This is a genomic window from Mesorhizobium sp. LCM 4577 (genome assembly GCF_001854795.2).
Taxonomy (GTDB): domain Bacteria; phylum Pseudomonadota; class Alphaproteobacteria; order Rhizobiales; family Rhizobiaceae; genus Mesorhizobium; species Mesorhizobium plurifarium.
In genome coordinates, this window is the sequence record NZ_MDDU01000056.1 from 60,980 (window position 1) to 73,331 (window position 12,352).

Annotated in this window: 17 protein-coding genes; 9 read left to right on the top strand and 8 right to left on the bottom strand. The window is 62.8% G+C overall.

Annotation, left to right across the window (positions count from 1 at the left end; all coding sequences use genetic code 11):
• Together LCM4577_RS33470 and LCM4577_RS33475 are read left to right on the top strand one after the other, a co-directional pair.
• A complete protein-coding gene (locus tag LCM4577_RS33470; RefSeq protein ID WP_071074891.1) occupies positions 1–801 on the top strand; it encodes an ATP-binding cassette domain-containing protein in 801 nt (266 codons plus the stop codon).
• A 132-nt stretch (positions 802–933) separates the two neighbouring features.
• Complete coding sequence (locus LCM4577_RS33475) at positions 934–2,556, top strand: CHASE domain-containing protein (protein WP_071074892.1); 1,623 nt, start codon at positions 934–936, stop codon at positions 2,554–2,556.
• 93 nt (positions 2,557–2,649) lie between these two features.
• Here the strand turns inward: LCM4577_RS33475 and LCM4577_RS33480 are convergent, their stop codons facing one another.
• The 6 genes from LCM4577_RS33480 to LCM4577_RS33505 form a co-directional block, all read right to left on the bottom strand.
• On the bottom strand, positions 2,650–2,895 hold the full coding sequence (locus tag LCM4577_RS33480) for a YMGG-like glycine zipper-containing protein (protein ID WP_027166589.1): 246 nt from the start codon (positions 2,893–2,895) through the stop codon (positions 2,650–2,652).
• Positions 2,896–2,978: 83 nt separating this feature from the next.
• The gene (locus tag LCM4577_RS33485) at positions 2,979–3,305 is read right to left on the bottom strand and encodes a hypothetical protein (RefSeq protein ID WP_071034394.1); all 327 of its coding nucleotides are present in this window, start codon (positions 3,303–3,305) and stop codon (positions 2,979–2,981) included.
• A 125-nt stretch (positions 3,306–3,430) separates the two neighbouring features.
• A complete protein-coding gene (locus tag LCM4577_RS33490) occupies positions 3,431–3,598 on the bottom strand; it encodes a hypothetical protein (RefSeq protein WP_198540285.1) in 168 nt (55 codons plus the stop codon).
• 193 nt (positions 3,599–3,791) lie between these two features.
• Positions 3,792–4,817: a sensor histidine kinase gene (locus LCM4577_RS33495; protein WP_040985065.1), complete on the bottom strand. Its 1,026-nt coding sequence runs from the start codon at positions 4,815–4,817 to the stop codon at positions 3,792–3,794.
• A gap of 177 nt (positions 4,818–4,994) precedes the next feature.
• Entirely contained in the window at positions 4,995–5,159 is a 165-nt protein-coding gene (locus tag LCM4577_RS33500; RefSeq protein ID WP_018429836.1) for a DUF1328 domain-containing protein, read from the bottom strand.
• A gap of 180 nt (positions 5,160–5,339) precedes the next feature.
• Positions 5,340–6,134, bottom strand: a complete 795-nt coding sequence (locus tag LCM4577_RS33505) for a response regulator (protein ID WP_040985062.1) — start codon at positions 6,132–6,134, stop codon at positions 5,340–5,342.
• Positions 6,135–6,353: 219 nt separating this feature from the next.
• On the opposite strand from LCM4577_RS33505, the gene LCM4577_RS33510 reads away from it, so the two are divergent.
• Both LCM4577_RS33510 and LCM4577_RS33515 read left to right on the top strand, forming a co-directional pair.
• The gene (locus LCM4577_RS33510; RefSeq protein WP_040985060.1) at positions 6,354–6,557 is read left to right on the top strand and encodes a NepR family anti-sigma factor; all 204 of its coding nucleotides are present in this window, start codon (positions 6,354–6,356) and stop codon (positions 6,555–6,557) included.
• 3 nt (positions 6,558–6,560) lie between these two features.
• The gene (locus LCM4577_RS33515) at positions 6,561–7,112 is read left to right on the top strand and encodes an RNA polymerase sigma factor (protein ID WP_040985057.1); all 552 of its coding nucleotides are present in this window, start codon (positions 6,561–6,563) and stop codon (positions 7,110–7,112) included.
• Between the two features lie 37 nt (positions 7,113–7,149).
• On the opposite strand, the gene LCM4577_RS33520 is transcribed toward LCM4577_RS33515, so the two are convergent.
• A complete protein-coding gene (locus tag LCM4577_RS33520) occupies positions 7,150–7,530 on the bottom strand; it encodes a response regulator (RefSeq protein WP_040985055.1) in 381 nt (126 codons plus the stop codon).
• Positions 7,531–7,697: 167 nt separating this feature from the next.
• Here LCM4577_RS33520 and LCM4577_RS33525 point away from each other — a divergent pair, with 167 nt between their 5' ends.
• The 4 genes from LCM4577_RS33525 to LCM4577_RS33540 all read left to right on the top strand — a co-directional run bounded on the left by LCM4577_RS33525 (position 7,698) and on the right by LCM4577_RS33540 (position 9,753).
• A complete protein-coding gene (locus LCM4577_RS33525; protein WP_040985052.1) occupies positions 7,698–8,456 on the top strand; it encodes a Crp/Fnr family transcriptional regulator in 759 nt (252 codons plus the stop codon).
• A gap of 76 nt (positions 8,457–8,532) precedes the next feature.
• Positions 8,533–8,859: a YqjD family protein gene (locus LCM4577_RS33530; RefSeq protein WP_071034401.1), complete on the top strand. Its 327-nt coding sequence runs from the start codon at positions 8,533–8,535 to the stop codon at positions 8,857–8,859.
• A 6-nt stretch (positions 8,860–8,865) separates the two neighbouring features.
• Positions 8,866–9,324 carry a phage holin family protein gene (locus LCM4577_RS33535; protein WP_071034403.1) on the top strand — a complete coding sequence of 153 codons (459 nt, stop codon included), beginning with the start codon at positions 8,866–8,868 and terminating at the stop codon, positions 9,322–9,324.
• Positions 9,325–9,531: 207 nt separating this feature from the next.
• On the top strand, positions 9,532–9,753 hold the full coding sequence (locus tag LCM4577_RS33540; RefSeq protein ID WP_040985048.1) for a hypothetical protein: 222 nt from the start codon (positions 9,532–9,534) through the stop codon (positions 9,751–9,753).
• Between the two features lie 14 nt (positions 9,754–9,767).
• On the opposite strand, the gene LCM4577_RS33545 is transcribed toward LCM4577_RS33540, so the two are convergent.
• Positions 9,768–10,688 carry a diacylglycerol kinase family protein gene (locus LCM4577_RS33545; RefSeq protein ID WP_041000213.1) on the bottom strand — a complete coding sequence of 307 codons (921 nt, stop codon included), beginning with the start codon at positions 10,686–10,688 and terminating at the stop codon, positions 9,768–9,770.
• 228 nt (positions 10,689–10,916) lie between these two features.
• Between LCM4577_RS33545 and LCM4577_RS33550 the strand changes: the two genes are divergently transcribed.
• A complete protein-coding gene (locus LCM4577_RS33550) occupies positions 10,917–12,278 on the top strand; it encodes a PRC-barrel domain-containing protein (RefSeq protein WP_071074964.1) in 1,362 nt (453 codons plus the stop codon).
• Positions 12,279–12,352: the final 74 nt, after the last annotated feature.

Here is a 12,352-nt window from a genome sequence, read left to right on the forward strand (position 1 = left end):
ATGGCTGAAAAATCCGCTCCTGCCGGCGTTCCGCTGGTCGACATGCGCAATATCTCGATCGCCTTCGGCGGCATCCGCGCCGTCGACGATGCGTCGGTCGATCTTTTCCCCGGCGAAGTGATGGCGCTGCTCGGCCACAACGGCGCCGGCAAGTCGACGCTGATCAAGATCCTGTCCGGCGCCTACAAGCGCGATAGCGGACAGATCTTCATCAATGGCGAGGAGGCTTCGATCDCCAACCCGCGCGACGCCAAGAAATACGGTGTCGAGACGATCTACCAGACGCTGGCGCTGGCCGACAATGTCGATGCCGCCGCCAATCTCTTCCTCGGCCGCGAGCTGATGACCGGCTGGGGCACGCTGGACGACGTCGCCATGGAAGCCGAGGCGCGCAAGGTGATGGGCCGGCTCAATCCGCGTTTCCAGCGCTTCAAGGAACCGGTCATCAAGCTGTCGGGCGGACAGCGGCAGTCGGTGGCGATCGCGCGCGCGATCCTGTTCAACGCCCGCATCCTGATCATGGACGAGCCGACAGCGGCGCTCGGCCCGCAGGAGACGGCGCAGGTCGGCGAACTGGTCAAGCAGCTCAAGGCCGACGGCATCGGCATCTTCCTGATCAGCCACGACATCCATGACGTTTTCGAGYTCGCCGACCGGGTCTGCGTGATGAAGAACGGCCAGGTGGTCGGCACCGCGCGCACGACCGATGTCACCCAGGACGAGGTGCTCGGCATGATCATCCTCGGTAAATGCCCGCCAGGGGCGATTCCGGGTCCAGGCGCGCTGAAGATCGCGGCATGAAGGCGAACCGATAGCCGGCTAAGTAATGGCTGGATGATATGCCAGCCGCAGCGATGATTTGACCGCGCCATTGTGTTGACGCGGAGACTTGCCCATAAAGGTCGTCGACCGTCCACGGGCCGCATCCTTGATTTGAAGAAGCTCTTTCCGATCGTCGCCTTCATCGCCGTCGCGCTGATCAGCCTGACGATGGCGGGGTTCGCCTATTTCGCGACGCAGGAGGCGGCTCGGATCAAGTTCGAGGGCACCGCCGACGACGCGCTGAGCCGCATCGAGAGCCGCATCGACCTGCATCTGTCGCTGCTGCGTTCGACGCAGGCGCTGTTCGATGCCCGCAACGGCGACATCACGCGCGGTGAATTCAAGGCCTTCTTCACCGCGCTCGATATAGACGACAATTTCGCCGGGCTGCGCGGCATCGGCTTCCTGAGGCTCGCCAAGGCCGGCGACGAGGCGGCGGTCGAACGCGATATCCTGCACGATCTTGGGTCGGCGCACCCGATCTATCCCGCAACGACCGAGCAATGGCGCACGCCGATCGTGCTGTTCGAGCCGCTCGATACGTCCAACCAATCGATCATCGGCTTCGACATGTTCACCGAGCCGGTACGGCGCGCGGCGATCGAAAAGGCGATGGCCGACGACCAGCAGCATGCGAGCGGCGTCGTCCAGCTCGGCGAGGGCGCCGGCGTGGCGCAGACCTTCACCGGGTTCTTGGTTTTCGTGCGGCTGAACGTCGAAACCGCGCCCGAAGTGATCAATGCAAGCCGCTCCTCCACCGCCGGTTTTCTCTACGCGGCCTTCCGCGCGCAGGACCTGTTCCAGGTCGCGCTCAGCCATTCGCCGCTGCTGCCGGTCAACGTCGAGGTCTATGACGGCAAGCCCGAAGCCGGCAATCTCTTGTTCCGTTCGGAAGCGCCGCCGGCGGAACGCATCGGGGCCAAGCTTCTGGCGCGTCGCGATATCGTCGTCGCGGGCCGGCCCTGGACCGTGCTGTTCAGGCCGACAAGCGCTTTCGAACCGCCGTCCTCGCGCGCCATTCCGGTGATGCTCGGGCTGTTCGGCCTTTTGCTTGCCGGCGCCATCGCGCTGGTGGCGCGCTACCAGGAGCGCACCTATGAGGCGAAATCGGCGCTGCACGAGGCGACCGAAAAGAGCCTGCTGGAAAAGGACCTGATCCTGCAGGAGATGAAGCATCGCATCAAGAATTCGATCACCCGCGTGCTGGCGATCGCGCGGCAGACGGCCTCGCAAGCCACCGACGTCAAGGAGTTTTCGGCTTCGTTCTCGGCGCGCCTCCAGGCCATGGCCGCATCGCAGGACATGCTGACGCGCTCGCGCTGGCAGAAAGCCGATCTTGGCGACCTGCTGCGCATCGAACTCGGGCAGGTGTTCGGCAAGGATCTTCCCGAAGGGGTCTTGTCGGGGCCGGAGGTGCTGCTCGACGAGACGACGACGCAAGCGCTCGGGCTGACCTTCCACGAACTCGCCACCAACGCGCTGAAATATGGCGAAGCCGGCAATTCGGTGGGCGCCCTCAAGGTCGACTGGAGCATTGAGGGGCGCGGTCGCGAGCGGACGCTGCTCTTGAACTGGCGCGAAACGGGCCAGAAGAACCTGGAAGCGCCGGCCAAGACCGGCTTCGGCACCAAGCTGATAGACGTCAATGTCACGCGTGAATTGCATGGCACGATCGCGCGCGACTATCGTGACGATGGACTGAAGGTGGAAATCAGGATCCCGCTGGCCGCGTGAGCGGCTCAAAAGTTCTTGGCTGGCGAATCAGCATTTTAATCCGAGGGGAACCGGAGGCCGGCTGCCGGCCTCCGGTCTCTCTCAGGTACCGAACTAGTTGCAGCGAGCCGTGTAGATCCGGCCGCGATGATCGCGATACTGGCAATAGCCGTTGCGCAGGTTGCGAACCAGAAGGCCCGACCCGGCGCCGACGGCCGCACCGATCAGCGCACCCTTGCCGCCGCCGACCAGACCGCCCACGCCGGCGCCGATCAGGCCGCCGCCCACGACGTCCTGCTCGGTCGTGGTGCAGCCACTGACGGCGACCACGGCAACCATGGCAATGATCATCTTCCGCATAGAATTGCTCCTCACTTTTGTCCTCACTTTTGGCAGTGCCAACAGCCATTTATCACGAAAAAACGGGCTTTGCCTGCCCGATCTTACTGTTGTTTAAGATAGTCTTTTTCGGGGCGCGCGCTGTTTGACGCGACAAGCATGCCGGAAACCTCCAAAGACGCGACCAGCGTGCCGTCGGACCGCACGTTCCAGACGATCTGATCGTAATCGTCTTCCAGCGCCGGATCGACGGCAAGGCACTTGCCGATGATGTGGGGGGCCTGACCCTGCAGGTCGCCGAGGGCGAAAGGCCATTCGGCGACGCAGGCCTCAGCGCTCTCAAAGACGCTGACGGGCACTTGAAGTTCCCGGCAATCGGTCATCGTGCTCGAACAGCCGACGACGAAAAGCAATGCGGCGATGTGTTCCATGGCTCCAAACCTCTCGCCGCACACAACGATTCTCGGCGAACGAAAGTTCCGGGCCTGGATTTCAAGGCGTCGCGTCGAACGGATACAGGCGGCGCTTCAAGGTTCTGTCTCGATCCCGCGCGGGGTCAGAACAATTGCCAGGCCGCGGCCAAGGCCACAGCCGCCAGAAGCGCGATCGCGCCGAGGCGGAGCGAAAGATGCGACGATCGCGCCGGCGGCGGCTCGGCATCCTGGAAGCCGCTCATCGAGACGCGGGCGGCCTGTTCCAGCCTGTTCATGTCGGCAACCATCATGTCAGTCTCCCAGGTCGCACGCCGGGGCGCGGATGGGTGTCCGGCGTATTGTTGGCCGGGAACACAGAATCGGACTTTATGGTGAACAGCCGGTTAAGACGCTTTGCCGGCAAGGCTCGATTTTACCGCAATTCCGAACGGAAAACAGCGACGCACTTTTCCTGGAATTGCTCTCGCGCCATCGGCGGCATGATCAATCCGTCTCGAAATTCCCGTGCGGGACGGTGAGACGGTATTCCATGCGGTCCTTGCCGATTTCCAGCGTCGCGGAGCCATTCAGCGACATCGGCACGACGCGTTCCAGCGCCACGCTGCCGAAGCGCTTCTCATTGCGCGGGGCGTCGCCGATCGCTTCGGTCCAGGTCAGCAAAAGATTGGGCGAGGTTCCGTTTTCGGGATGGAGCCGGGCGCGCACCTCGACATGCCCGTCCGGCCGGGACAAGGCGCCATAGCTCACGGAATTCACGGCCAGCTCATGCATCGCCAGGCCGATATGCAGGGCCGCGTTGGGATTGAGGTAGGGATTTTCGCCCGTGAACCGCAGGCTTTTGGCCAGATCGCTGCTGTAGCGGCCGACCTGGCCCGATACGAGCTCCTGCAGCGCCGCTCCTCGCCAGTTGGAGGATGTGACCAGATCCTGCGAGGAAGCGAGCGATTGCAACCGGCCGCGGAACCGCGCCAGGAAGTCGCTGAGCGTCTCCGTATAGCGTCCGGTCTGCGTGGCGATGCTCTGGATGATGGCCAGGAGATTCTTCGATCGATGGCTGACTTCGCGCAGCAATGCCTTCAGCGTCTGCTCGCGGCGTTTCTGCTCCGTCGTCTCCACCATCGTCGTGACGACGCCAAGAACGTCGCCGGCTTCCCCGCGGTCGGCATCGATCCAAAGCTGGAACCAGCGGACGCCCTGGCTTCCCGGAATGCTGAGCTCGAGCTGATCCGCGTTGCCGGATTCGATCACACCCAGCTTGGCCGCTTCTATGCGCTTGGCCTGCACCGGCGAAAGCAAATCCTTGCCGTCGGCCGTCTCGGACGCCCAAGGCGCGCTCATGTTGCGCGCCCAGACCGTCTTCATCTGCCGGTCCTGGTAGAGAACCGAGATCCCGGCATTGTGCAGGGCATGAAGCAGGGCCCGCCCCAGCTGCATCCCGCTCTCCGAGGGATGCATCGCTATCACTTCGCCGTTCTGCTTCTCGTCTTTCGTGGGACCCTCGGAAGACATTGGAAATATATTCCCGCGCTCGGTCCTTGAACGGATCAATCCGCAACTGGTTCCGCGGGCCACCCGCCCCCGCGACCGCAGGGTCCCTCAAAAACGGTCCGCCGGACGGTGCTCTTTCGAGGCGCCGTCCGGCGGTGGCTGGAAACCGTTTGAGGGGTGCGGCTTCCAGTGTTGCGGTCAGGCTCTCCTGAAGAGGCCAGCGATGAGCGAAATCACCAGGAAGGCGAGGAAGATGAAGAACAGAATCTGCGCGATGCCCGCCGATGTGCCGGCGATGCCGCCGAACCCAAGCGCGCCGGCGATGATCGCAACTACGAGGAATACGAGCGCCCAGTACAGCATGATGCGTCTCCTTCTTCTGTCGGGAAAAGAACGTGGCTCGGTGTCGTTTGTTCCACCATTTGCCGAAAAAGACGATCCCCCTCGAAGGCTTTTCAAATCGCAAACGGGCAAGCGTCACGCGCGGCGAAAAAGCCGCGCATGAGGGTCCAAATATCTTGAAATATCTTGGCTTCGGCAGGCTCAGGCGGCGGCTTTGGCCTGGCGATCGAAGAACAGGGCCTGGCTGATCAGAGCCTTGACCATGTCGGGATTGAAGGGCTTTGTGACCAGAAATGCCGGCTCGGGGCGTTCGCCGGTCAGCAGGCGTTCCGGAAAGGCGGTGATGAAGATCACCGGCACCGGCGTCGAGGACAAGATTTCGTTGACGGCTTCGATGCCCGAGCTGCCGTCGGCGAGTTGGATGTCGGCCAGGACCATTTTCGGCCGCGTCTTGCCGAACAGGGCCACTGCCTCGGCATGCGTGCGCGCCGTGCCCACCACGCGGTGGCCGAGACTTTCGACCATCTCCTCGATATCCATGGCGATCAGAGGCTCGTCCTCGATGATCAGCACGTCCGTCGCCACTTGGCGGGAAATCTCGTTGCTTGCCTGGGCCAGCAGCTCCGAGAACTCTTCCTCCCCGACGTCGAGGATTTCCGCCGCCTCGTCCTCGCTGAAGCCTTCGACGGCAACCAGGAGGAAAGCCTGGCGCGGACGGGGCGCGAGCGCATTCAGATTGGCCGCGGCCCGCTGCTCCCAGGCGGTCTGAGCCTGTTCCTGCGGCACGCGGATGGCCACGGAGGTGAACAGCCTGGCGAAAACCTTGTAGAGCGCGATGCGGTCGCTCGAGGCTTCGGGGAAGATGTTGGTATCGGCGATGATGGCTTCCAGCATCGCGGCGACCAGCGCGTCACCGCTCTCCTGCGATCCCGATACCGCCCGCGAGAAGCGGCGCAGGAACGGAAGATGCGGGGCGATGGTAGCTGACAAACTCATTATTGACGTCTCCCTCAGATGACGTTGCACGTTGAAGGCCACGCTGATTGCACGCCCCGAAAAATCAAACGCCGGCTTCCGGAAAAAGTTCCGCCGGCCGTGGAACTAAATTACAAAGCGGGCGTTTCGGGGGTTCGGGATGGGCGACCAGACGAGGATTCCGCTTGCGTTGTGGTTTGCAGTCGAAGAGCGGTTCGGGTGCTGGAAATTAGGGCTACTATGAAAGAAATGTCAAAAAAGCAGATGGCTGATGCCGAAAAAAGGCATCGGAACGGGGATGGCAACCCGCTGGGGGCGAACTCCGAAATCGCGCGCAAGCTCAAGCAGTATTATGACGAGCTGGTCTCGGACCATGTGCCGGACCGCTTCGCTCAGCTGCTCAGCCAGCTGGAACAGGCCGAACCCGCCCAGAAAAAGGACTGAGGCATGGCGGCGGTATCCCAGAGCTTCAAGACCGAGCTGCTCGGTGCGATCCCGAGCCTGCGCGCTTTTGCCGTGTCGCTGACGCAGAATGCCGACCGGGCCGACGACCTCGTCCAGGAAACGCTGGTCAAGGCCTGGGACAAGCATGAGAGTTTCCAGCCGGGCACCAATTTGAAGGCATGGCTGTTCACTATACTGCGCAACGAATTCTATTCGCAGATGCGCAAGCGCGGCCGCGAGGTGCAGGACAGCGACGGCATCATGACGGCCAGGCTTGCCGTCCACCCGGCTCAGCACGGCCAGCTCGACCTCAAGGATTTCCGCGGCGCGCTCGAGCAACTGCCCGAGGACCAGCGCGAGGCCATCATCCTGATCGGCGCTTCAGGCTTCTCCTATGAAGAAGCCGCCGAGATATGCGGCTGCGCGGTCGGAACGATCAAGAGCCGCGTCAGCCGGGCGCGCGCAAGGCTGCAGGAGATCCTCAAGATTTCCGGAGAGGACGAGTTCGGGCCCGATGCGATCTCGGCGCAGGTGACAGGTTCGAACGCGGCTTGAGCCGATCATCGTTACGATTCCGATTGCAAGGATAGCCTCAGGCCGGGGCGATCCGGCCGCAGGCCATGGCTAGGGCTTCGATCAGATCGTCGCCCGAGTAAGGCTTGGTGACCAGCTGGACGTCCGGGAACGCGTCCTTGACCTCGTCCGGATCCGAATAGCCGGAGGCAAATACGAACGGTATGCCCTCGCGGCGGAGCCGGGCGGCGAAATCCAGGGTCGAAACCTCGCCGAGCATCAGGTCGACCACCGCCACGTCGAAACGCGCGGGCAGCGCCTGCCCGTCGATCTCGCCGAGCGTGCGCGCGATCGTGATATCGGCGGCGCCGTGGTCGCGGCAAAGCTGCTCGACGTCCATCGCGATCAGGAACTCGTCTTCCAGGACGAGGATACGCAGTCCGTCAAGCAGTGCTGGCACTTATCGGTGTCTCCTCGGCAGGGCCGCACTCATGCTCGGAATTCGTCGCCATGTCATTTAAAAAAGACGTGGCCAAAAGAGACAGGAGTCCAAGCCTCGCGGAACCCCCGGCGGTTTCAAGCGTTTCCTTGCGCCCACAGGGGCAGGGATTTCGAAGAGGGGTCGAAATGTCCAGCCAAAGCGCACATCCGGCTGCGAGCCGTCAATATTCTTGCGAAGAGTGCCCGTTGCGGCCATTGCCTGTTTTTCGCGCGTTCGAAAAACAGGAGCTGGAGTTCGTGAGCGCTTTCAAGCGCGGTGAACTCGCCGTCGACAAAGGGGCGACAATACTGGTCGAAGGCAGCCACAGCGCACATCTCTACACCGTGCTGTCGGGCTGGGCGTTCCGCTACAAGCTCTTGCCCGACGGGCGCCGGCAGATCCTCAATTATTCCATGCCTGGCGATCTCATCGGCCTGCAGGGAAGCGTGATGGGCGAGATGCAGCATTCCGTCGAAGCCTTGTCGCCGATGCTGCTGTGCGTCTTCGAGCGCGACCAACTGCAGGAACTCTATCGCAACCATCCCGGCCTTGCCTATGACATCACCTGGATCGCGTCGCGTGAGGAACGCATGCTGGACGAGAATCTGCTCAGTATCGGCCGCCGCACCGCGCTCGAGCGAGCGGCCTACCTCATCGCCTTCATCGCCAGCCGGGCGCGCAGCGCCGGACTGAATGGCAAGACGCCGCGAATCCCGATCACGCAACAGCATATCGCCGACACGCTCGGCCTTTCTCTGGTCCACACCAACAAGACGATCCGCAAGCTGATGGACCGCAAGCTCGTTCTGTGGCGAGATGGCGGCTGCGAAGTGATCGACCATGACGGACTGAAGAAGCTTGCGCGCTGGGAGGGGCTCGGCGAGGAACGGCGGCCGCTGATCTAGGTCGGCTCGAGCCGTCGAATCGGGAACTTTGATGCAGAACAGACGTTGAAATCCAAGCAAACGCAAGGAGTTAGAGATGGCAACCGCAGCCGGCAAATCCGCGACGGACGAAGCGACCACCGCCGACCTGGAGGCTGATATCGAGCAATTGAAAGCGGATATCCAGAAACTCACGGAGCAACTCGCCAAGACCGGCCAACACGGTTATGGCGCGGCCCGTCGCGCTGCCTCGGAGGGCGTCGAACAGTTGCGTGCGCAAGGCGAAGCTGCCTTCGAGAGCATGCGGGGCAGCGCCGAGGATATCGAAGCGCAGCTGATCGCCAAAGTGCGCGAGAAGCCGATGACGTCGCTGGCGATCGCAGCGGGTGTCGGCTTCCTGTTCGCCCTGCTTTCCCGCCGCTAGTCTCAGATGGGGACGCTTGTCTCGTTGATCTCGGCCCTTGCCTCGGGCGAGGCAATGGCCGCTTTGCAAAGAGCTCGGATGACGGCAATCCTTTACGGACTTGCCGCCGTTTTTGCCCTGTGCGGTGTCGGCTTCCTCATCGGCGCCGCGTATATCTGGCTCGCGGCGCGCTATGGACCGCTGGCAACCTGCCTCGGCTTCGGCATAGGGTTCCTGGTGATTGCCGGGCTCATCCTTGTCGTTCACAAGCTGACGACGAGCATGCGCAGCAGGCGGCGCGCGCGGCGGCGGCAGGCCGATATGACCGCGCTGGGCGTCACCGCGGCACTTGCCTTGCTTCCGGCCCTTGCCAGGAGCAAGGCCGGGTTGGGCGCCGTCATCGCGCCCGCCCTGGCAGTTGTCGCCTACGCCATCTATCGCGAGAACGCCAAGCCCAAGCCGCGCGCGCCGGAAGACATGCATTAGGCTGTTCGACTTTCTCAGGCTGGCGTCCGCCTCACGCATTCTGCTGAGCGCTGACCTGCTCTCAAGGCTTGAAGCGCGCGCTGGCCTCATTCCATCCCAATGATCGCGAAAGCGATGCCAGCCGGTCGGGAACCTTCACGTAAAGGACCCGTTACCCGACCGTGCCATGCCCGAAACACCCGCCACCACGCAACATGGAGGCCAATCATGACCAAGATCGTTCCTGAAGACAAAGCCCGTCAGGGACACTGGGGCTGGCACGCCTTGAGGATACTCATCGCCGGCCTCTTGCTGGCGTTCATTGCATGGGGTGCAGTCGAGATTTACGGCGAATTGATAAAGTCGCCCAATTCCGGCGCGCAGCATGTACCGCAGCCGCCCGGCACCGAGCAGGGTCCCGCTCCTGCCCAACCGACCTCGCAACCCTGAAGAGCGCTTTCCGTTCACGCCGCCTTTGCGCTGATGCCGCGCGAGGGAACGAGGACGTTCAGGGCGCCGGGGTGGATTTCGATCGTCGTTTCGCGCGCCAACCGGATCAACTCGCCGTCCATGACGGCGCGAACCTTTTTGACCGGAGAGTAGATCTTCAGCACAGCCTTGTCAGCCTGATGAACCTCGACATGCGCGCTCCGGCGCCATCTGCCGCGCAGCATGTCCAGCAAAAGCTTCGCCAGATGATGACGCCGGCGCGCGACGCTGACATAGATGCCGAGCACGCCGCCCGCCGGATTGTCGGCATAGGGCAGGTGGCCTTCGCCGAACAGGTTGTTGGAAATGCCAATGCCGGTCGTGCGGGTGACGATCTCGGCCTTGCCGACGCTCAGGCTCACCTTAAGCGCCGGCGGGTTCTTGATCGCCTCCCAGGCGGCGCGGATGGACGCTCGCATCTTTCCGAGACGCGAGCCAAAATCCATTTTTTCGCGCAACTGAACCATCCTGGCATGCATGCCGACCGAGAACTGGTGCACGAAAGGCTGGCCGTTGGCGCTTGCCATATCGACGGCGATCACCTCGCCATCGGCAAAGGCCTGCAGCGCCGCTCCCAATGTCTGCGGAATGCCCAAGCCGCGCGCGAAGAGGTTCATCGTGCCGGCGGGCAAGATGGCCAGGGCCTTTTTCTTGTTCATGAGCAGGGACGCCGCGGTGGAAATCGTGCCATCGCCGCCTCCGGCAAGAACGACATCGATATTGCGCTTGGCGATCGCCCTTTGCAGCGCTGCGGCGACATCGCGGCCGGCGACGATGTCGACCTCGACCGAATGTCCCGATGCCTCGAGTGTCTGACGCAACTGTTCGGAAAATGCTTCAATGTCGATGGTGCGGAGCGTACCGCCGTCCTGGTTCAGCACCGCAGCAAACCGCATGCACCTCTCCGTCGATCTGAGCCGGCAGACCTCTGYCGCGGCGGAAACGACGGTGCGGCCGCAAAAGTTCCGCCGGAGCCCCAGGGGCAACCGGGTGAGCGCGTTGTGGTTTGGAACAACACCCCGGTCACAACGTTGTGATCCTGTCGACACTGCCGCTCCCGACTCGCCGTTCTGAGGTTGGGCGAGGGAGCGCAATGCATAGATCAGGCACGAGGAGAGACTATGATGATCCGCACCCTTTTTGCGACGACCGCGATCGCGACGCTGCTTGCGACCGGCGCTTTTGCACAGACGACGCCCGCTCCGTCCCCACAGTCCCCAGCAGCCGAAAACCCGGCTCCGGTCGTACGCTCGGACGGCGCGCTGATGACGAACATCATCGGCGAGTCCGTCTACAACGGCACCGGTGATGACGCCCAGAACATTGGTAAGGTCGATGATGTGGTCTTCGATTCCAACGGCAATGCCAAATCCGCCATTATCGGCGTCGGTGGATTCCTGGGGGTCGGCAAGAAGGACGTCGCCTTCGACTACAGCAAGCTCGAATGGGCCGAGAAGAATGGCGACCGCTGGCTGGTTGCCAAATCGACCAAGGATGAGCTGAACGCTCTGCCGGCCTTCGACCGCAAGCCTTACGATCCGGCCCCGGCGCAGTCGGCCGACGCCACGCAGCCCGCCAACAACACGACGCAGGCCCCGGCGGCCGCCCCGGCCGAGCCGGTGAAGAAGGCGGAGGGCAACCTCGCCACCAACATCATGGGCGAGTCGGTCTATAACGGCACCGCGGACGACGCCCAGAAGATCGGCGACGTGAAGGACATCGTGCTCGCCAAGGACGGCAAGGCCGAATCGCTGGTGATCGGCGTCGGCGGCTTCCTCGGCATCGGCACCAAGAATGTCACCTATGACTTCGCCAAGGCAAAATGGGCGGAGAAGAACGGCGACCGCTGGCTGGTGGCCGAGACGACCAAGGAGCAGCTGCAGGCCCAGGCCGAGTTCGACCGCAAGGCCTATGATCCGGCGCCCGGCTCGACGACGACGGCCGCGAATAATGCGCCGGCCGCAACCACGCCCGCGGTAGTGTCTTCGGATACGACCTCGGATAAGGGAGCGAAGCCGGCGGAGCCCGCCAAGTCGACGGCCGAGAATAAACCTGCGACACCGCCAGCCCAGAGCACGGCCGAGAACAAGCCTGCCGATAGCGGCACTGCGGCAACCGACCAGACCAAGACCGCATCCATCGACAAATCGACATTGACCGAGATGCCGATGGGCAACATGCGCGTCGACGACCTCAAGGGCACGACGGTCTACGGCGCCAACGATGCCAAGATCGGTTCGATCGGCGACGTCGTGCTGACGCCGGACCAAAAGCCCGACGCGGTCATTGTCGACGTCGGCGGTTTCCTCGGCATCGGCGCCAAGGAAGTGGCGATCGGCATGGACAAGCTCAAATTCATGACCGACAAGAACGGCAAGAAGTACCTCTACACCAACTTCACCAAGGAACAGCTGCAGGCGCAGACGGCCTACGACAAGAGCAGCTATGCCGCCAACCGTGATCAGCAGCGGATGATGCTGAAGTAAGGGAATAGGCAGTAGGGATTAGGCAGTAGGCGAAAAATGAGTTGGTAAGCCACCGGGCGGCAAGGGATATTCTA

Excerpts from the sequence above, each read along its gene's own strand:
- LCM4577_RS33480 (WP_027166589.1), bottom strand. The coding sequence starts at position 2,895 with ATGCGGAAGATGATCATTGCCATGGTTGCCGTGGTCGCCGTCAGTGGC.
- LCM4577_RS33485 (WP_071034394.1), bottom strand. The coding sequence starts at position 3,305 with ATGGAACACATCGCCGCATTGCTTTTCGTCGTCGGCTGTTCGAGCACG.
- LCM4577_RS33490 (WP_198540285.1), bottom strand. The coding sequence starts at position 3,598 with ATGATGGTTGCCGACATGAACAGGCTGGAACAGGCCGCCCGCGTCTCG.
- LCM4577_RS33495 (WP_040985065.1), bottom strand. The coding sequence starts at position 4,817 with ATGTCTTCCGAGGGTCCCACGAAAGACGAGAAGCAGAACGGCGAAGTG.
- LCM4577_RS33500 (WP_018429836.1), bottom strand. The coding sequence starts at position 5,159 with ATGCTGTACTGGGCGCTCGTATTCCTCGTAGTTGCGATCATCGCCGGC.
- LCM4577_RS33505 (WP_040985062.1), bottom strand. The coding sequence starts at position 6,134 with ATGAGTTTGTCAGCTACCATCGCCCCGCATCTTCCGTTCCTGCGCCGC.
- LCM4577_RS33510 (WP_040985060.1), top strand. The coding sequence starts at position 6,354 with ATGAAAGAAATGTCAAAAAAGCAGATGGCTGATGCCGAAAAAAGGCAT.
- LCM4577_RS33515 (WP_040985057.1), top strand. The coding sequence starts at position 6,561 with ATGGCGGCGGTATCCCAGAGCTTCAAGACCGAGCTGCTCGGTGCGATC.
- LCM4577_RS33525 (WP_040985052.1), top strand. The coding sequence starts at position 7,698 with ATGTCCAGCCAAAGCGCACATCCGGCTGCGAGCCGTCAATATTCTTGC.
- LCM4577_RS33530 (WP_071034401.1), top strand. The coding sequence starts at position 8,533 with ATGGCAACCGCAGCCGGCAAATCCGCGACGGACGAAGCGACCACCGCC.
- LCM4577_RS33535 (WP_071034403.1), top strand. The coding sequence starts at position 8,866 with ATGGGGACGCTTGTCTCGTTGATCTCGGCCCTTGCCTCGGGCGAGGCA.
- LCM4577_RS33540 (WP_040985048.1), top strand. The coding sequence starts at position 9,532 with ATGACCAAGATCGTTCCTGAAGACAAAGCCCGTCAGGGACACTGGGGC.
- LCM4577_RS33545 (WP_041000213.1), bottom strand. The coding sequence starts at position 10,688 with ATGCGGTTTGCTGCGGTGCTGAACCAGGACGGCGGTACGCTCCGCACC.
- LCM4577_RS33550 (WP_071074964.1), top strand. The coding sequence starts at position 10,917 with ATGATCCGCACCCTTTTTGCGACGACCGCGATCGCGACGCTGCTTGCG.